The organism is Micromonospora sp. S-DT3-3-22, from assembly GCF_015354745.1.
Lineage (GTDB): Bacteria > Actinomycetota > Actinomycetes > Mycobacteriales > Micromonosporaceae > Micromonospora > Micromonospora wenchangensis.
In genome coordinates this window covers 14,408-32,595 of the sequence record NZ_JACGMO010000086.1, presented here as the reverse complement: position 1 = coordinate 32,595, position 18,188 = coordinate 14,408, and the positions used below count along the sequence as shown (strand labels likewise).

Here is an 18,188-nt window from a genome sequence, read left to right as displayed (position 1 = left end):
CCAGGGCGCGGCGGCGGCCGGCCGCCCCGGGGCCGCCGCCCGGGGTGCCGCCCCGACCGCAGCGAGCAAGCCGCGCACGCTCAGCGTGGCGCTCCAGCGCTACCTCCAGCCGACCACCGAGAACCCGAAGCACCCGACGTACGCCGGGGCGGTGGTGCTGGCGACGACCGACGGTGAGCCGACCGACCACCTGGCGGTCGGTGAGGCACTTCGCTACGACGCCGGGCCGGTGCTGCTGCCGGCGGCGAAGCGGATCGCCATGCGCCCCGACTCGATCTTCGATCTGGCCTCGCTCACCAAGGTCTACACCGCGATCCTCACCCTGCAACAGGTCGACAGCGGGCGGATCGACCTGGACGCGCCGGTGGTGCGGTACCTGCCCGGGTTCACCGGCGTCGGCAAGTCCACCGTCACCGTGGCGATGCTGCTGGCGCACACCAGCGGCCTGCCGGTCGGGGCGAAGGTGACCGGCTACTCGACGATGGCGCAGCGGTGGCAGGCGGTGCTGGCCACCCCGCTGGTCAGCGGTGCCACCCCGGGCACCGTGTTCCGCTACTCCAGCGTCGGTCTGATGGTGGCCGGGAAGATCGTCGAGAAGGTCACCGGGCTCACCCTCGACCGGGCGCTGAAGACCTACCTGACCACCCCGTTGGGGCTGCGCTACACCGGATTCAACCCCAACACCTGGCTCGGTACGACCGACCGGGCCAACCGTCTGGTCGCCACCGACGCCCGCTCCTCCCGGGGACTGCTGCGCGGTGTGGTGCACGACGACGTCGCCAACCACCTCGGCGGGGTAGCCGGTCACGCCGGCATCTTCGCCCCCGCCGAGGAGGTGGCGGTCATCGGGCAACTGCTGCTCGACGGCGGCAGCTACGGCGGAAAGCGCATCCTCGCCGGGAACACCGTCGCCCGGATGCTGCGCAACGCCAACACCGGGTTGCCCGCCGTCGACCCGGACCGGCCGGGACGCACCTCCGACCACGGCCTCGGCGTGGTGCTCAACCAGCCCTGGTTCATGGGCAGGCTCGCCCGGCCCGCCACCTTCGGGCACACCGGGTTCACCGGCACCTCGTTCCTGGTCCAGCCCGACCGACGCCGGGTGCTGGTGCTGCTGACCAACCGCGCCCACCCGAACTGGAGCTGGGCCGACCCGGACCCGGCCCGGGTCGCCGTGGCCGACACGTTCGCCTGACCCGCCCCCGCCGCCGGCTGGCCACAGCCCGAGCACCCCCGCGCCCAACGGCCGCCGAGCCGGAGCACCACCACGTCCGTCCACCCGCGGCCGTCCAACCGCCTCCTCCGGCTGGCCGTCCACCTCCGGATGGCTTGCCGGGCCCGGCGGGTCATCCGGTCGGCGGTGTCGGCCTGTCGGCGTCCGTAAGCTGGGCCGGTGAACCCGGACGAGTGGTCGATCGCAGGTCGACGACTGTCGACCCCCGGCAGTTGCCGCCGGGCGATCTCGGCGGTGGACGATGAGTAGTCGCGGCCCGGGGACCCGGGCCACCCATCAGGCACTGCCACCGGCCATGCGGGACGCGGTCGACGGATTCGCCGTGCACCTGGCGCAGGTACGCAACCGCTCCGCGCACACCGTCCGGGCGTACGTCGCCGACCTGGTCTCGCTGCTCGACCATGCGGTCCGGATGGGCTGCACGGTCCCCGCCGACCTGGATCTGGGCGTGTTGCGCAGTTGGCTGGCGAGGCAGCGGACCACCGGCGCGGCATCCAGCTCGTCGGCTCGACGGGCCGCTGCGGCACGTACCTTCAGCGGCTGGGCCCACCGGTCCGGCCTGATGGCGGCGGACGTGGCCGCCCCGCTGGCCACCCCGAAGACGCGTCGGGAGCTCCCGGTGGTGCTCCGCGCCGACCAGGTCGCCACCCTCGTGGAGGCACCGGGCCGGGACCGGCCCACCACCCCGGGCCCCGACAGGTCTCCCGCCGGGCTACGCGACGCTCCTTCCACCGGGGCACCTCCCGCACCGACCGCCGACCGGTCCTCCGCCCTCGAAACTGGCGGGACCGGGACCGGGACGGCCGGCGCGCCGACCGGTGACGGATCCCCGGCGGTCAGGTCCCCGGGCGACGGGTCCGGGGGGCCGGGTCACTCCGGCGCCGGCGGGCCTTCCGAGCCGGACCCGGCGCAGGAGGCGGTCCTGGTACGTGACCGGGCGCTGCTCGAACTGCTCTACGCGACAGGTGCACGGATCAGCGAGGTGTGCGGCCTGGACACCACGGACATCGACCGGGAACGTCGGGTGGTCCGGGTCCTCGGCAAGGGCAACCGGGAACGGACGGTCCCGTACGGGCTGCCGGCGCAGCGGGCGGTCGACAGGTGGTTGACGGTCGGCCGACCCGAACTGGCCGGCCCGGACTCCGGGCGGGCCCTGTTTCTCGGCGCCCGGGGTGGGCGGCTGCACCCGACCATGGCCCGACGGATCGTCGCCGGGTACGCGCGGGCCGCCGGGCTACCGCCGACCAGCCCGCACGGGCTGCGGCACTCGGCGGCCACCCATCTGTTGGACGGCGGGGCCGACCTGCGGGCGGTGCAGGAACTGCTGGGGCACTCGTCCCTGGCGAGCACCCAGATCTACACCCACGTGTCGGTGGAACGGCTCCGCGCCGCCTACCGCCAGGCCCACCCCCGGGCCTGACCGCCCTGCCGGCCGCTCCCCCGCCGGCCGCGCCCCGAGGACCGGCGCCGGCCCTACCCCGGGGCTCGCGCAAGCTCTGCCCCGGGACCGGGCACGGTCGCGGCCCGGAGCGGATGGGACAACGCCCTCAGCGGGGTGCGGTGACCGGCGACGATCGGTCCGGCCGCCCGGCGACATGCCGGCTACGATCGCCCGATGAGCGTCCCGACGCCGCCCGAGTCGATTCCCGGGGCCCGACTGCTCTTCACCCTCGACCCCTCGGTCAGTTACCTCAACCACGGGGCGTTCGGTGCGGTACCGCTCAGCGTGCAGCGCACCCAGCAGCGGCTGCGCGACGAGATGGAAGCCAACCCGCAGCGCTTCTTCGGCATGGCGCTGATCGACCGGCTCGCCCACACCCGACGGCACCTGGCCGCCTTCCTCGGTGCCGATCCGGAGGGCACCGCGCTGGTCGGCAACACCACGACGGGGGTGGCCGTGGTCCTCCAGTCGCTCGGCCTACGCCCCGACGACGAGGTCCTCGGCACCGACCACGGGTACGGCGCGGTGAACTACTCCGTCGCCCGGGAGTGCCGCCGGACAGGCGCGACCACCCGTAGCCTGCACCTGCCCCGGTCCGCCACCGACGCGCAGATCGTGGAGATCGTCCGGGCCTGCCTGCGCCCGGGGCGTACCCGGTTGCTGCTGGTCGACCAGCTCACCTCGGCCACCGCCCGGGTGCTGCCGGTCGCCGCGCTGGTGGCGGTGGCCCGGGAGCACGGCATTCCGGTGCTGGTGGACGCGGCACACGTGCCCGGGATGCTGCCGGTGCAGGTCGACGCGATCGGGGCCGACTTCTGGGTGGGCAACCTGCACAAGTGGGGGTTCGCCCCGCGCGGCACCGCCGTGCTGGTCGTCGCCCCGTCGTGGCGGACGCGGATCGAGCCGTTGGTGGTGTCCTGGCAACAGGCCGAGGGCTTCCCGGGGAACGTCGAGTGGCAGGCCACCCTCGACTACACGAGTTGGTTGAGCGCCCCGGCCGGTCTCTACGCGCTGCGCAGCCTCGGTGTCGAACGGGTCCGGGCGCACAATGCCGCACTGGCCGCGTACGGGCAGCAGGTGGTCGGGGACGCGCTCGGGGTGCCCCCGGCCGACCTGCCCGACCCGGGCGGGCCGGGGGTGGCGATGCGGATCGTGCCGTTGCCGGCGGGCGTCGCCGGCACCCTGGAGGAGGCCGCTGCCCTGCGTGGCCGGATCGCCGAACGCCTCGCCGCCGAGGTGGCGGTGATGGCCTGGCACGGTCGGGGTTGGCTGCGGCTGTGCGGCCAGGTCTACAACACCCCCGACGAGTACGAGCGGCTGGCGGCCCGGTTGCCGGCGCTGCTGGCCGAGGTCGGGCGGGGCTGAGCCGCCGCCGTCGGAGCGCCGACCGCACCGGCAGGGTGCCGCGTCGTCCCGCCGGGCGACCCCGTCCGGCCCGGCACCCCATCGTCGACCACCGCCGGTGCGGGTCGTCGCGTCGGGAGCGTTGCCGCTGGCCGGGCGGCGATCCGTAGCGGCGTCGCGGGCCGGGTGGAACCCGGCGTCGACGGTGGAACCCGGTCCGACGCCGAGGCTGAGGCCGGCCGTCACCGGGAGCAGGCGGACCCGGCCGAGCCCGAGCAGGGCCAGCGGGTCGAGGTACTCCGGGCCACGTCGGGCGCCCCAGTGCAGGCAGCCGTGGGACGGTGCGGCCGTCGGAGGGCAGCCCGGATGCCCGGCCAGCAGCACGCCCAGCGCGGCGCCGGCCGCCACCACGTCACCGGTGTGCACCCGGGGACGTACCGGCTCGTAGGTGGTCCGCAGCCCTCCGGGGTGGCCGACGGTGACCACCGGTCGGCCGGCGACCATGCCGGCGAAGAGCACCGTGCCGGCCCCGGCGGCCCGGACGGTGGCACCGGGCGCGGCGGCGAGGTCCACGCCCCGGTGGCCGGCGAGCCAGGGCAGCGGGGGTGGGTCGAACGGGCGTACCGGTCGGGGCGGGCCGTCGAGCGGCCACCGGAACGCCGGTGCGGGCGCGGCCCGGAGCGGGGCGGATCGTGGCGTGGTCGGCCGGCCGGGGAGCCAGTGCGAGCCGAACACGAGCACGGCGACCCCGAGGGCCGTCACCTGCCGTAGTCCTGTGCGCATCACCGCAGCATGCCGGGGCCGCCCGCGTGGTGCCGCGCACCTGGTGTCCGCTGTGGATGACGGGACGGGCTGTGGAAAACGCCCGGCGGACCGGTGGATCTGTTATGCCGCGTGCCGGCCGCCGGGGCGGAACGACGGCGGTGCCGGCCGGCGGAACGGAAGAGGACAGTGCCGGCCGCCGGGGCGGAACTACGACGGTGCCGGCCGGCGGACCGGTCTAGGCTGGCGGGATCGCAGTGCGGCGCGGACCGGGAGGCCACCGATGACCACCATGGACGACGTGAGCCGGCCCTCGCGGGTCGCCGGCCCGGACGAGGCGATCAGCCCGGAGGAACTCCAGTTGGCCGCCCGCAACCACGGCATACCGCTCGAAGCGTTGCGCTACGACGTCACCCCGGCCGGCCTGCACTACCTGCTCATCCACTACGACATCCCCGACCTCGACCCGGCGGCGCACACGCTGACCGTGGCCGGGGCGGTGGGTCGGCCGCTCCGGCTCGGCCTGGCCGAACTGCGCGAACGCCCCCGGGTGACCCACCGGGTGACGCTGGAGTGCGCCGGCAACGGCCGGGCGTTGCTGCATCCGCGCCCGGTCAGCCAGCCGTGGCTGGTGGAGGCGGTGGGCAACGCCGAGTGGACCGGTACCCCGCTGGCGCCGCTGCTGCGCGAGGCCGGGATCGCGCCCGACGCGGTGGACGTGGTGTTCACCGGCGCCGACCACGGCGTGGAGCGCGGGGTGGAGCAGGACTACCAGCGGGCCCTGCCGGTCGACGACGCGCTGCGCGACGAGGTGCTGCTGGCGTACGAGATGAACGGCGCTCCCCTGCTGCCCCAGCACGGCGCGCCGCTGCGGCTGGTCGTTCCCGGCTGGTACGGCATGGCGCACGTCAAGTGGCTGCGCACGATCAGCGTGCTGACCCGGGAGTTCGACGGCTACCAGAACGCGGTGGCCTACCGGCTGCGGCGCGACGCCGACGACCCGGGGGTGCCGGTGACCCGGATCGAGCCCCGGGCGCTGGTCCGGCCGCCGGGTTTCCCGGATTTCATGTCCCGGTCGCGGGTGCTGCGGCCGGGGCCGTGCACGGTGGACGGTCGCGCCTGGTCGGGGCACGGCCCGGTGGTGGCGGTGGAGGTGACCACGGACGGCGGGGCGAGCTGGTCGCCGGCCACCCTGGACCCGCCGGCCGGTGGCGATTGGTCGTGGCGTCGCTGGCGGTACGCGTGGACGCCGCAGCCCGGCCGCTACGCGCTGGGGGCGCGGGCGACCGACGCGTCGGGGCGGACGCAGCCGGTGGAGCAGCCGTGGAACCGGGGTGGGTTCGCCAACAACCTCGTCCAGCGGGTCGACGTGCTCGTCGTCGCGGAGTGAGGGCGGGGCGGGCCGGGGTCCGGCGTCGGCGGGTGGGACGCCGACGCCGGGCCGCCGGTCAGCTACCGAAGCCCGAGTCGGCGGGCAGCGAGATGTCGGGCTTCTCCAACTCCTCGACGTTGACGTCCTTGAACGTCATCACCCGGACGTTCTTGACGAAGCGGGCGGGACGGTACATGTCCCACACCCAGGCGTCGTGCATCTCGACCTCGAAGTAGACCTCGCCGTCGGAGTTACGCACGTGCAGGTCCACCTGGTTGGCCAGGTAGAAGCGGCGTTCCGTCTCCACCACGTAGGAGAACTGACGGACAATGTCGCGGTACTCCCGGTAGAGCTGCAGCTCCATCTCGGTCTCGTACTTTTCGAGATCTTCCGCGCTCATCGCACTCCGCCTTCCATGACCACATCTTCCCCCACCGGTGCCGGAGGCCGAGGCTGCTCGCCCAACGCCACGCCGACGGTACCCCCTGTCGGGCCCGAGCGCTCCATCGGCTCGGGAGCGGCTGCGCCGGGCGGCCGGCGGGCCCGGGGCGGGGTCCCCTCCCGGCCCGCGACGGCGGCCACGTTGACGTACGAGAACCGGTGCTCCACGCAGGGCCCCCGCTCGCGCAGCGCCTCGGTGTGCTCGGCCGTGATGTACCCCTTGTGCTCGGCGAAGCCGTAGCCCGGGTGGCGTCCGTCCAGCTCCACCATGATCCGGTCCCGGGTGACCTTGGCCAGTACGCTGGCCGCCGCCACGCAGGCCGCCACCCGGTCGCCCTTCCAGACCGCCAGCCCCGGCACGTCCAGCCCGTCCACCCCGAAGCCGTCGGTGAGCACGTACTCGGGGCGGGTGGTCAGCGAGGCCAGGGCCCGGCGCATCGCGGCGAGGTTGCACACGTGCAGCCCCCGGGCGTCGACCTCCTCGGCCGGGATGACCACCACGGCGTACGCCAGGGCGCGGGCGACGACCTCGGCGTACACCCGTTCCCGGCTGGCCGGGGTGAGCAGCTTGGAGTCGGCGAGTCCCTCGATCTCGCCGCGCCGCCCCTCGGGCAGCACCGCGGCGGCGGCCACCAGCGGGCCGGCGCAGGCTCCCCGACCGGCCTCGTCCGCGCCCGCGACGTGCCGGAATCCGCGTCGTTGCAGGGCCCGTTCCAGCGCGTAGAGCCCACCGTCGCGGCGCACCACCGTGCGCGGCGGGGTCAGCACGACGACCCCGACGCGGGGGCCGCCGCCAGCACCTGGGTGAGCAGGTCCGCCAGGTCGGTGGGGTAGCACCGCTCGGCGGTGCCGGCCAGTTCGGCCGCCGACCACCAGCGGTGCCCAATGACGCTGGCCCGCTCGATCGCGTCGAAGCCGGCCGTGTCCACCTCCCAGGTGGGCACCCGGACCACGAAGAACTCCTGTTCCTGGCGGTACCACACGCCGTCGAAGGGAAACTCGATCGTCTCGGAGCGGACCGACCGGCCCAGTTCGGCCTGCGTCAGCCGCAGCCCGGTCTCCTCGGCCAACTCCCGGGCGGCCCCGGCCGCCGGGGACTCCCCCGGGGTGAGCCCACCGCCGGGGGTGAACCAGTACCGGTGACCCGGGCGGGCCGGGTCGATGCCCGCGAAGAGGAGCACCCGGCCGGACGCGTCGACGAGCAGCACGCGGGCCGCACGTCGGGGGTGGAAGACGGTCACCGCATCAGCCTGCCAGACGGTGCCTGTGGTCGGCCATGCCCGGGGCGGGCGCGGCCGGTCAGGGGTTGGGAATCCCGTCGAACGACTTCGGCACGGTGAGCCAGGTGGCCCGGTCGAACGGCCAGAACACGGTGAAGGCCCGGCCCACCACCTCGCTCTCGGGGATGGTGGCGCTGTCGATGTTGCGGCCGGACTGCTGCCAGTGCTCCAGGGAGTCGCCGGAGGCCGAGCGGTGGTCACCCATCACCCAGAGCCGCCCCGCCGGGACGGTGATGTCGAACTCCTGGTCGGCGGGCTTGTCCTGCTGCCCGTTGGCGGAGTAGATGTACGGCTCGTCGAGGGACTTGCCGTTGATGGTCAGCCGTTCCTGCGCGTCGCAGCAGACCACGTGGTCACCGCCGACCCCGATCACCCGCTTGATGAAGTCCTCACCGTCGGGGTTGCCGCTCCACTCGGTCGGCGCCTTGAACACCACCACCTCGCCGCGGTGCGGTGAGCGGAAGTCGTAGACCAGCTTGTTGACCAGCACCCGATCGTCGATCTTGAGGGTGTTCTCCATGGACGGCGACGGGATGAAGAAGGTCTGCAGCACGAATGCGCGGACCAGCACCGCCACCAGAATCGCGACGCCCAGGAGAATGGGCAGTTCCTTCCAGAAGGAGCTGCGCGGCTTTTCGGTCTGCTCGTCAATCACGGGTGGAGCCTACGTCGCCGGAGCCGAACGGGCCGCCCGGAACGCCGGAGGTGTTCCCGCCACCCGGCCCGTCGCCACCGTTCCCGTCGTCGGACCCGGCCCCGGCCGTCGGGCCGGGCGGGGTCGCGGGACCACGCCCGGCGCCCGGACCGGGTGACGGCGGCGAGCAGGGCGGCGACCGGGACGAGCAGCACCACGTCGCCGGTCGGGGTCGGCCGCACCGGGGCCGGGGCGGTGTTCGCGGCGGCGGAGTCGGACAGCCTGGCGAAGGTGGCCGGCACCGGCAGCGACGCCCACCGCGACGACGGCCACACCACCATGAACGCCCGGCCGACCACGTTGTCGATCGGCACCGGGCCCTGGCAGCGGGCGTCCTGGGAGACCAGCCGGTGGTCACCCATCACGAAGATCTGCCCCGGGGGTACGACCACCTCGTCGAACCGGCGGGACCGGCACTCCTTCGGGTTCGGCGGGACGTCCAGCGGGGAGTCCCGCACCACGTACGGCTCGTCGAGCGGGATGCCGTTGACCATGACCCGGCCCTGGTCGTCGCAGCACTTGACCCGGTCGCCGGGCACCCCGATCACCCGTTTGATGAAGTCCTTCTCGCCGGGGCGGCTCACCCCGACCAGATCGCCGAGGGTGCGTCCGATCTTGCCGGCGGCGCCGGCCGGTGGCACGGGATTCTCCTGGGCGACCCACTTGTCGGTGCCCCGGAACACCACGACCTCGCCGCGCAGCGGGTCGCGCATGTCGTAGACGACCTTGTTGACCAGGACCCGGTCGCCGATGAGGAGGGTGTCCTCCATCGAGCTGGACGGGATGAAGAAGGCCTGGAGCAGGAAGGTGCGGATCAGCACCGCGAGGCAGAAGGCCACGATCAACAGCAGTGGCAGTTCCTGCCAGAGGGGCATCTGCCGACGGGCGGGGCGGGCCCGCCGACGCCACGGGTCCGCTGTGCCGTTCGAGTCAAGCACCTGCACCACGCCACTCCCCGGTCCGCAGAAACGACACTACCGCCCGGGAGCCTCGTCGAGGCCCCACGGGCGGCAGGGACGATCGGAGCGCCGCGACCTGTCGTCGCGACGCCACCCGCCGGTCTGCGCCCGTACCGATCAGCGTAATGCGCTCTGGTCGATACGACATCCGCGCAGGTCAGGCGGCGTGGCGAACGGAGATCAGCTGGGCTGCTTCTCGCGCTTCTCCTTGATCTTGGCCTTCTTGCCGCGCAGCTCGCGCAGGTAGTAGAGCTTGGCCCGGCGCACGTCACCACGGGTCACGACCTCGATCCGGTCGATACCCGGGCCGTTGAGCGGGTACGTCCGCTCCACACCCACACCGAAGCTGACCTTGCGGACCGTGAAGGTCTCGCGCAGACCGTCACCCTGGCGGCGGATGACGACGCCCTGGAAGATCTGGACCCGGGACCGGTTGCCCTCGACGACCCGCGCGTGCACCTTGACGGTGTCACCGGCCCGGAAGTCGGGGAGGTCGGTACGCTTCGACTGGGCGTCAAGGGCGTCCAGGATGTTCATCGCTGCGTCCTCGTGATGCTCACGGCGCACCGTCACTCGGTGCGCGGATGGGTGATTCTGATCCCCGGGTGGTTGCCGGCGGGCCGACCCCGGTCGGGAATCCTCGCAGCCGCCCACGGCGTGGACGGATGCGGCAACCCCTCTACTTTGCCACATCCCCCGGGGGCAGGGGGAAGCCACCCCGCTCCAACGCGGCCACGTCCCGTTTGTCCAGGATCTCCGGGGACAGCGCGGCGATCATGTCGGGCCGTCGGCGGGCCGTCCGGGTCAGCGCCTCGTCGCGCCGCCAGCGGGCGATCCGCCCGTGGTCGCCCGAGCGGAGCACGTCGGGCACCTCGTGCCCCCGCCAGCTCGCCGGCTTGGTGTACATCGGGGCTTCCAGCAGGCCGTGGGCGTGCGACTCGTCGTCCAGCGAACCGGCGTTGCCGAGCACCCCCGGCAGCAGCCGGGTGACCGCCTCCAGGATCACCAGCACCGCGACCTCGCCGCCGAAGAGCACGTAGTCGCCGAGCGAGACCTCGGTGACCTTCAGCCGGGTCGCCGCGTGGTCGAGCACCCGCTGGTCGATGCCCTCGTACCGGCCGCAGGCGAAGAGCAGGTGCGACTCGGCGGCCAGCTCGTGCGCCATCGCCTGGGTGAACGGCGCACCGGCCGGGGAGGGCACCAGCAGCCGGGGCAGGGTCAGGCCGTCCGGGGCCAGTTCGTCGGGGGCCAGCGCGTCCAGCGCCTCACCCCACGGCTCGGGCCGCATCACCATACCCGGCCCGCCGCCGTACGGCGTGTCGTCGACCGTGCGGTGCACGTCGTGGGTCCAGTCCCGCAGGTCGTGGACGGCCAGCCGGAGCAGGCCCTGCTCCCGGGCCCGCCCGATCAGGGACAGGTCGAGCGGGGCGAAGTACTCCGGGAAGATCGACACGATGTCGACGCGCATGTGGGTGGCTTCCGGCTAGAGGTCGAGCAGACCGGCCGGCGGGTCGACGACGACGCGTCCGCCGGCGAGATCGACCTCCGGGACGATCGCCTTGACGAACGGGATCAGCGCGCTGCCCCCCTGCGGACGGCGCAGGACCAGCAGGTCGGAGGCGGGCGCGTGGTCGATCTCCGCCACCTCGCCGAGGTGCTCCCCGGCGGGGGTCACCACGGCCAGCCCGACCAGCTGGTGGTCGTGGAACTCCTCCGGGTCCTCCGGCGGGGCGACGGAGGCGCTGTCCACCCCGAGCAGGGTGCCGCGCAACGCCTCGGCGGTCTCCCGGTCGAGCACCCCCTCGAAGGCCACCAGCATCCGGCCCTGGTGCCAGCGGGCCGCCTCGATGGTCAGCTCGCCGGGGACCTCGTAGGCCACGCCGGGAGCGGCGACCTCGGCCGGCTCGGCCCCGCCCCGGCGCGGTGCCGCCACCCGGGGCGTCGCCCCCGGCTCGGTGCACAGCACCGCGCCGGGGGCGAACCGCGCTTCGGGCTCGTCGGTCCGCACCTCCACGGTGACCTCACCGCGGATGCCGTGCGGTTTGCCGATCCTGCCGACGATGAGCAGCATCAGTACGAGTCGACGATGTCGACGCGTACCCCGCGTCCACCGATGGAGCCGATCACCTGACGCAGTGCCTTGGCGGTCCGCCCGGACCGCCCGATCACCGTGCCGAGATCCTCCGGGTGCACGCGGACTTCGAGCCGCTTGCCCCGACGGGAGTCGACCATGCGGACGCGCACGTCGTCCGGGTGGTCGACGATCCCCTTGACCAGGTGCTCCAGGGCGGGACGCAGCGGCATGTCAGGCCTGCTCACCGGCGTCGGCAGCAGCAGCCGGGGCCTCGGCCGGAGCCTCGGTCTTCGGCGCCTCGGTCTCGGCCGGGGCCTCCGCCTTGGCGGCCTTGCGGGCCGGCTTGGCCGGGGTCTCCGGGGCCAGGCCCGCGGCGGCCTTCGCCTCGGCCTCGTACGCCGCCTTGCGGTCGGCGCGCTCGGCGGCGACCTTGAGCGGCGGCGGGGCCGGCAGGCCCTTGAACTTCTGCCAGTCGCCGGTCAGCTCCAGCAGACGCTGGACGGCCTCGCTCGGCTGCGCGCCGACCGAGAGCCAGTACTGGACCCGCTCCGACTTGACCTCGATGATCGAGGGGTCTTCCTTCGGCTGGTAGACGCCCACGAACTCGATCGCGCGACCGTCACGCTTGGTGCGCGAGTCCGCGACGACGATGCGGTACTGCGGGTTGCGGATCTTGCCCATCCGCAGGAGCCGGATCTTTACGGCCACAGTTGTTTCGCTCCTGTTGCGATTTCACCGACCCGGCTACGGGCGGTGCACGGGTGAGCGTCGACCGGCACAGTGGGGTTGGGCCGGAGACTGCTCGATGGACTGGCGACGCGCCCGGGTTAGAGGGCGCCGAACGCGCGCCGGATACCAGCGAACCATTCTGCCAGATCACCTGGCGAACACTCACATCGGCCCACCCCACCGGCCCGCCGGGCGTTCCGGCCGGGAGTGGGCCACGACACACTCACCGCACGGGGGGCCGGTCCCAGCCGGGCGGCAGCTCCGTCGGGGGCGTCCAGTCGGCCGGCGGGACGAAGTCGCACCAGGTGCCGTCGAACGGGAACTTCCCCGCCTCGGCGAGGGCGATCACCCGCTCCCCCTCGGCGCGGACCGCCCCCTCGTCGGCCACCCAGTAGTGGTCGGGGAAGGCGAGCCGCTCGGTGAACTCGTCCTCGTCCTTCCACTGCCAGCTGTGGTCGGGGTGGACCACCACGTCCAGGTCCTGGTCGACCATGTCCACCCCGGCGAGCGACCCGTCGTCCCACCGGACGCCGGGCTCCTCCAGGTTGACGTACCAGGCGACGAACCGGTCCTGGGCGTCGCGGAAGAACCAGACCGAGTGGGCTGCGCCCGTGGGCAGGAACTTCAGCACCGGCGGCCCGTTCCACCGACCTCGGGCCAGCCGGTACGACGAGGTGATCCACTCGGTGAACGGCACCGCCCGCATCCCCAGCCCCGCCTCGGTGACCTCGTGCGCCACCGGCGTGTCCCGGGCCACCCAGAGCAGCAGGCCCCGGTCGTCGTCGAGGACCACCCGGGCCGGCCGGACCCAGCCGATCCGGCCGTGCCGCACGTTCCGGTGCATGATCAGCTGGCCCGGTTCGAAACGCACCACACCTCCACAGCTCTGCACGGACTTGCGGGGGCACCGGCCCGGCGGTGCGGACACCGACCGCGTACCCCGGGTCCGGCCGTGCCGACAGGGGCACCGCCGGCAGGGACGGCCCCGGGTCGGCCGTGAAACGGCTCAGTAGGCGCGGGCCAGGATGGCGGTGAGGTCCGGCTCGTCCTCGCTGTCCGGCACGGAGCCGTCGGCCCGCAGCAGGCACCGGACGGTGACGCCCTGGCCGTTGGCCTCGGCCTCACCCGGCACGCCGACGGCCGACCAGGGCACCATGGCCCAGCCGGTGGCCGCCGCCTCGATCGCCTCGGCGAGGGTGGACACCTCGACGGTACGGGACCGCCGGTGGGCGAGCGCTTCGTCGTGCAGGGCCTGCTGGTCGGCCTCCAGGGCGGCCAGCACCGCGCCGACCACGTCCGCGACCGGGGTGGGTGCCTTCGAGCCGTCCGTCCGGCGGACCACGACCGCGTTGCCGGCGGCCAGGTCGCGGGGGCCGACCTCGACGCGTACCGGATAGCCGCGCAGCTCGGCGTCGACGGCCCGGCGGCCGAACGCGGTGTCGGTGCGGTCGTCGAGCGCGACCCGGACCCCGGCGTCGCGCAGCGCGTCGCGCAGCTTGGCCGCCGCCTCGCCCACGCCGTCGCCCGCCTTGACGATCATGACGTACGCCTGGACCGGGGCCAGCCTCGGCGGCACCCGCAGCCCGTTGTCGTCGCCGTGCGCCATGATCAGCCCACCGAGCATCCGGGTGGAGGTGCCCCAGGAGGTCGTCCAGGCGTGCTCCCGGCCGCCCTCGGCCGAGGAGTAGCTGATGTCGAACGCCTTGGCGAAGTTCTGCCCCAGCTCGTGGCTGGTGCCGAGCTGGAGCGCCTTGCCGTCACCCATCATGCCTTCGCAGGTGTAGGTGGCGGTCGCCCCGGCGAAGCGCTCCCGGGTGGTCTTCAGCCCGACCACCACCGGGATGCCCAGCACGTTGACCATCAGGTCCTCGTACGCCTCGTGCAGGATCTTGCGGGCGTAGGCGCGGGCGTCCTCCCGCGTGGCGTGCGCGGTGTGCCCCTCCTGCCAGAGGAACTCGCTGGTGCGCAGGAAGATCCGCGGGCGCAACTCCCAGCGGACCACGTTCGCCCACTGGTTGAGCAGCAGCGGAAGGTCCCGGTACGAGTCGATCCACTTCGCCATGAACTCGCCGATCACCGTCTCGCTGGTGGGGCGCACCACCACCGGCTCGGCGAGCTGCTTGCCGCCACCGTGGGTGACCACCGCCAGCTCCGGCGAGAAGCCCTCGACGTGTTCCGCCTCGCGCTTGAGGTAGCTCTCCGGGATGAACAGCGGGAAGTACGCGTTCTCCGCGCCGGCCGCCTTGATCCGGGCGTCCATCTCGGCCTGCATCCGCTCCCAGATGGCGTAGCCGGCCGGTCGGATGACCATGGTCCCCCGGACCGGGCCGTTGTCGGCCAGCTTCGCCTTGGCGATCAGGTCCTGGTACCAGCGGGGAAAGTCCTCCGCACGGGGAGTGAGCACGCGAGCCATGACCGCACATCCTATGCGCCCCGCCCGAGGTCGACGTCATCGGGCGCGCTGCCGCGCCCCGTGCGGCCCGGCCGGGGTCAGCGGACCACCCGGCCGCGCAGGACGATCCGGCTGGGTGACCGGACCACCCGCAGGTCACGGCGCGGATCCTCGGGGTAGACGACCAGGTCCGCCAGGCCGCCCTCGACCAGGCCGGGGAAGCCGAGCCACTCCCGGGCCCGCCAGGAGGCGGCGGCGAGGACGTCCACGGCGGGCATGCCGGCCTGCTCGTGCAGCAGCAGCATCTCCTCGGCGGCCAGCCCGTGGTCGATGCCGCCGCCCGCGTCGGTGCCCACGTAGATCGGCACCCCGGCCTCGTGGGCGGACCGCACCACCTCGGGGAAGCGGTCGCGCAGGGCGAGCATGTGGTCGGCGTAGCCGGGGAACTTGGGGCGGGCCGCGGCGGCGATGCCCCCGAAGGTCCGAATGTTGATCATCGTGGGGACGAGCGCGGTGCCCTGCCGGGCCATCAGGTCGATCAGGTCGGGGCTCAGCCCGGTGCCGTGCTCCACCGAGTCCACCCCGACCCGCACCATGATCTCCACGGCCGACTCGCTGAACGTGTGCACCGCCGCGCGCACCCCGGCGGCGTGCGCGGCGGCCACGGCGGCGGCCATCGTGTCGGCGTCCCAGGCCGGCGCGAGGTCGCCCACGCCCCGGTCGATCCAGTCGCCGACCAGCTTGACCCAGCCGTTGCCGGCGGCGGCCTGCGCGGTGACCGTCGCGGCCACCTCCGCCGCGCCGACCTCCAGCCCGATGTCGCGCAGGTAGCGCTTCGGCGGGGCGACGTGCCGCCCGGCGCGGGCCAGTCGCGGCAGGTCCGGTTCGTCGTCGAGTTCGGGGTACGGGTACGGCGAGCCGGCGTCGCGCAGCGCGAGCACCCCGGCGTCCCGGTCGGTACGGGCCAACGTGCGGGCCTGGTCGAGGGAGGTGACCGGGGTGGCGCCCCGGGCGATGCCGAGGTGGCAGTGGGCGTCGACCAGACCGGGCAACACGAACCCGGAGTCGGCGACCGTCTCCGCGCCGGGCACCGGGTCGAAGGTGACCCGGTCGCCGTCGAGCCAGACGTCCCGGACCTCGTCGTCGGGCAGGAGCACACCGCGCACATGCAGAGCCATGCGCACAGTCCTACCCGATCACCGCCCGTCGGGGGCGAGCAGGTCGTTCTTCCGGGCGGTCAGTGCCGGCAGGTCGACCGAGACCTTCCACGGCTGCTCGGTGACGAACAGGTCCTCGGTGTGGGTGAGCTGCTCGTAGTCGCGGCCGCCGGGACCGAGTGCGTACTCGGTCAGTGTGATCCGGTCCTGGAGCGGGTCGACCACCCAGTACGAGTGGACCCCGGCATGCGCGTACACCTTCGCCTTGTCGTACATGTCGCGGAAGGTGGAGGTGGGTGACACCACCTCCACGGCCAGCAGGGCGTCCTCGACGGGGACGGGCGACCGGCCGGCGTGCCGGCGGTGGATCGCCACCACGTCGGGCCGGGGCTCGTTGCGGCGGTCGACCCGCATCGACAGGTCGAAACTCACGAGGTGATCCGACGGACAATTGACGCGGAGCGTGAGCAGTAGCTCGACGCGCAGGTCCTGATGCAGGGCAGTGGGGGACGGCACGATCAACCTTCCGTTGATCAGTTCGTACGGAAGGTCCTTCGGCAGGTCACCGAGGTCGTCGACCGTCCACTCGTGCCGTTCGGGCAGGATCGGGGCCGCGGTCATGACATCTCCTTCCCAGGGGCGGAACCACCCTAAGCGCCCGCCCCGTCGCCCACCGTAACCGACACGCGTCAGCGGGGCCGGTTGTCGCCCTTGCCGAGCTTGTTGAAGTCGATCTTCGGAAGCTTGAAGCCCGGCGGCAGGCCCTGGCCGCCCGCCAGGTCGTTCGGGTCCATCCCCGGCGGGAGCTGCGGCATGCCACCGGGGAAGCCACCCGGCAGCCCGGCACCCGCGCCGCTGCGCGGCCGGTTGCCACCCTTGGTGCCCTTGCGCTTGTTCTTCGGGGACTTGGTGGCCTTGCGCCGGCCCCCACCGGGCAGGCCCATCATGCCGCCCATCTGCTTCATCATCTTCTGCGCGTCGGCGAAGCGGTTGAGCAGCTGGTTGACGTCCATCACGGTGACCCCGGAGCCACCGGCGATGCGGGCCCGCCGGGACCCGTTGATGATCTTCGGGTTGGTCCGCTCGGCCGGGGTCATCGACCTGATGATCGCGGTGACCCGGTCGAAGTGCTTGTCGTCCAGCTCGGCGAGCTGGTCCTTCATCTGCCCCATGCCGGGCATCATGGCCAGCACGTTGGCGATCGGGCCCATCCGCCGCACCGCGATGAGCTGGTCGAGGAAGTCCTCCAGGGTGAACTGCTCGCCGCCCATCAGCTTGGCGGTCATCTTCTCCTTCTGATCGGTGTCGAAGGCCTGCTCGGCCTGCTCGATCAGAGTGAGGACGTCGCCCATGCCGAGAATCCGGCTGGCCATCCGGTCGGGGTGGAAGACGTCGAAGTCCTCCAGCTTCTCACCGGTGGAGGCGAACAGGATCGGCTGGCCGGTCACCTCCCGCACCGACAGCGCGGCACCGCCCCGGGCGTCGCCGTCGAGCTTGGACAGGACGACACCGGTGATGCCGACGCCGTCGCGGAACGCCTCGGCGGTGCGGACCGCGTCCTGGCCGACCATCGCGTCGATGACGAAGATGACCTCGTCGGGGTCGACCGCGTCACGGATGTCGGCCGCCTGCTGCATCATCTCGGCGTCGATGCCGAGCCGGCCGGCGGTGTCGACGATGACGATGTCCCGGGCGGCCCGCCTCGCGTGCTCGATCGAGGCGCGGGCGACCTGCACCGGGTCGCCGGTGCCGTTGCCGGGCTCCGGGGCGTACACCTCGACCCCGGCGCGGCCACCGAGCACCTGGAGCTGCCCGACGGCGTTGGGACGCTGGAGGTCGGCGGCGACCAGCAGCGGCTGGTGTCCCTGGGCCTTGAGCCAGCGGGCCAGCTTGCCGGCGAGGGTCGTCTTACCCGAGCCCTGGAGACCGGCCAGCATGATCACGGTCGGCGGCTGCTTGGCGAACTGGAGCCGCCGGCCCTCGCCGCCGAGCACGTTGATCAGCTCTTCGTTGACGATCTTGACGATCTGCTGGGCCGGGTTGAGCGCCTGGGAGACCTCCGCGCTGCGGGCCCGCTCCTTGACGTTCGCGATGAAACCCTTCACCACCGGCAGCGCGACGTCCGCCTCCAGCAACGCCAGGCGGATCTCGCGGGCGGTGGCGTCGATGTCGGCGTCGGTGAGCCGGCCCTTGCCGCGGAGCTTGGTGAAGATTCCGGACAGGCGGTCACTCAAGGTGTCAAACACGCGAACATCCCGTATGTCGTCAGCGGCGGGCACAGGTGCGGCCGGGCCGGCTGTCCAGCCCAC

Annotated in this window: 18 protein-coding genes and 2 pseudogenes; 4 read left to right on the top strand and 16 right to left on the bottom strand. The window is 73.3% G+C overall.

The genetic code is table 11. From position 1 onward, the window contains the following. From H1A17_RS22985 to H1A17_RS22975, 3 genes are all read left to right on the top strand, one after another. Positions 1-1,195 (top strand): serine hydrolase domain-containing protein (locus H1A17_RS22985; protein WP_375372829.1); only part of this gene is annotated, 1,195 nt, incomplete at its 5' end. 280 nt (positions 1,196-1,475) lie between these two features. Then, positions 1,476-2,654 (top strand): tyrosine recombinase XerC, encoded by a 1,179-nt coding sequence (locus H1A17_RS22980; RefSeq protein WP_194822865.1) that lies wholly within the window; start codon positions 1,476-1,478, stop codon positions 2,652-2,654. A gap of 195 nt (positions 2,655-2,849) precedes the next feature. After that, on the top strand, positions 2,850-4,040 hold the full coding sequence (locus H1A17_RS22975; protein ID WP_194822864.1) for an aminotransferase class V-fold PLP-dependent enzyme: 1,191 nt from the start codon (positions 2,850-2,852) through the stop codon (positions 4,038-4,040). A 210-nt stretch (positions 4,041-4,250) separates the two neighbouring features. Here H1A17_RS22975 and H1A17_RS22970 read toward each other — a convergent pair. Continuing rightward, positions 4,251-4,802, bottom strand: a pseudogene (locus H1A17_RS22970) (murein hydrolase activator EnvC family protein); the annotation flags it as partial. 262 nt (positions 4,803-5,064) lie between these two features. Between H1A17_RS22970 and H1A17_RS22965 the strand changes: the two are divergent. Continuing rightward, positions 5,065-6,171 (top strand): sulfite oxidase, encoded by a 1,107-nt coding sequence (locus tag H1A17_RS22965; RefSeq protein ID WP_145918368.1) that lies wholly within the window; start codon positions 5,065-5,067, stop codon positions 6,169-6,171. Positions 6,172-6,229: 58 nt separating this feature from the next. Here the strand turns inward: H1A17_RS22965 and H1A17_RS22960 are convergent, their stop codons facing one another. The 15 genes and pseudogenes from H1A17_RS22960 to ffh all read right to left on the bottom strand — a co-directional run bounded on the left by H1A17_RS22960 (position 6,230) and on the right by ffh (position 18,125). After that, positions 6,230-6,553 (bottom strand): DUF2469 domain-containing protein, encoded by a 324-nt coding sequence (locus H1A17_RS22960; RefSeq protein ID WP_011905215.1) that lies wholly within the window; start codon positions 6,551-6,553, stop codon positions 6,230-6,232. Beyond that, a complete protein-coding gene (locus H1A17_RS22955) occupies positions 6,550-7,362 on the bottom strand; it encodes a ribonuclease HII (RefSeq protein ID WP_194822863.1) in 813 nt (270 codons plus the stop codon). The genes H1A17_RS22960 and H1A17_RS22955 overlap by 4 nt, the downstream gene beginning before the upstream one ends. Then, positions 7,356-7,835, bottom strand: coding sequence for an NUDIX hydrolase (locus H1A17_RS22950; protein WP_194822862.1), 480 nt, complete (start codon positions 7,833-7,835; stop codon positions 7,356-7,358). The genes H1A17_RS22955 and H1A17_RS22950 overlap by 7 nt, the downstream gene beginning before the upstream one ends. Before the next feature lie 58 nt (positions 7,836-7,893). Next, the gene (lepB, locus tag H1A17_RS22945) at positions 7,894-8,529 is read right to left on the bottom strand and encodes a signal peptidase I (RefSeq protein ID WP_194822861.1); all 636 of its coding nucleotides are present in this window, start codon (positions 8,527-8,529) and stop codon (positions 7,894-7,896) included. A 164-nt stretch (positions 8,530-8,693) separates the two neighbouring features. After that, positions 8,694-9,515 (bottom strand): annotated as a pseudogene (gene lepB, locus H1A17_RS22940) (signal peptidase I); the annotation flags it as partial. 192 nt (positions 9,516-9,707) lie between these two features. Further along, the gene (gene rplS / locus H1A17_RS22935) at positions 9,708-10,064 is read right to left on the bottom strand and encodes a 50S ribosomal protein L19 (protein WP_145918363.1); all 357 of its coding nucleotides are present in this window, start codon (positions 10,062-10,064) and stop codon (positions 9,708-9,710) included. Positions 10,065-10,206: 142 nt separating this feature from the next. Beyond that, the gene (trmD, locus tag H1A17_RS22930; protein ID WP_194822860.1) at positions 10,207-10,995 is read right to left on the bottom strand and encodes a tRNA (guanosine(37)-N1)-methyltransferase TrmD; all 789 of its coding nucleotides are present in this window, start codon (positions 10,993-10,995) and stop codon (positions 10,207-10,209) included. A gap of 15 nt (positions 10,996-11,010) precedes the next feature. Continuing rightward, positions 11,011-11,595: a ribosome maturation factor RimM gene (gene rimM / locus H1A17_RS22925; protein ID WP_194822866.1), complete on the bottom strand. Its 585-nt coding sequence runs from the start codon at positions 11,593-11,595 to the stop codon at positions 11,011-11,013. A gap of 2 nt (positions 11,596-11,597) precedes the next feature. Next, positions 11,598-11,858, bottom strand: coding sequence for an RNA-binding protein (locus H1A17_RS22920; protein WP_172862164.1), 261 nt, complete (start codon positions 11,856-11,858; stop codon positions 11,598-11,600). After that, positions 11,833-12,309, bottom strand: coding sequence for a 30S ribosomal protein S16 (gene rpsP, locus H1A17_RS22915; RefSeq protein ID WP_088646708.1), 477 nt, complete (start codon positions 12,307-12,309; stop codon positions 11,833-11,835). Before rpsP ends, H1A17_RS22920 begins: the two co-directional genes overlap by 26 nt. A 244-nt stretch (positions 12,310-12,553) precedes the next feature. Further along, positions 12,554-13,201 (bottom strand): DUF402 domain-containing protein, encoded by a 648-nt coding sequence (locus H1A17_RS22910; RefSeq protein ID WP_145918360.1) that lies wholly within the window; start codon positions 13,199-13,201, stop codon positions 12,554-12,556. A 135-nt stretch (positions 13,202-13,336) separates the two neighbouring features. Then, positions 13,337-14,743 (bottom strand): proline--tRNA ligase, encoded by a 1,407-nt coding sequence (gene proS / locus H1A17_RS22905; RefSeq protein ID WP_194822859.1) that lies wholly within the window; start codon positions 14,741-14,743, stop codon positions 13,337-13,339. Between the two features lie 77 nt (positions 14,744-14,820). After that, positions 14,821-15,900: an amidohydrolase family protein gene (locus H1A17_RS22900; protein ID WP_145918358.1), complete on the bottom strand. Its 1,080-nt coding sequence runs from the start codon at positions 15,898-15,900 to the stop codon at positions 14,821-14,823. A gap of 18 nt (positions 15,901-15,918) precedes the next feature. Next, complete coding sequence (locus H1A17_RS22895; RefSeq protein WP_145918357.1) at positions 15,919-16,500, bottom strand: Uma2 family endonuclease; 582 nt, start codon at positions 16,498-16,500, stop codon at positions 15,919-15,921. A gap of 68 nt (positions 16,501-16,568) precedes the next feature. After that, positions 16,569-18,125, bottom strand: a complete 1,557-nt coding sequence (gene ffh, locus H1A17_RS22890) for a signal recognition particle protein (RefSeq protein WP_145918356.1) — start codon at positions 18,123-18,125, stop codon at positions 16,569-16,571. Between the last annotated feature and the right edge of the window lie 63 nt (positions 18,126-18,188).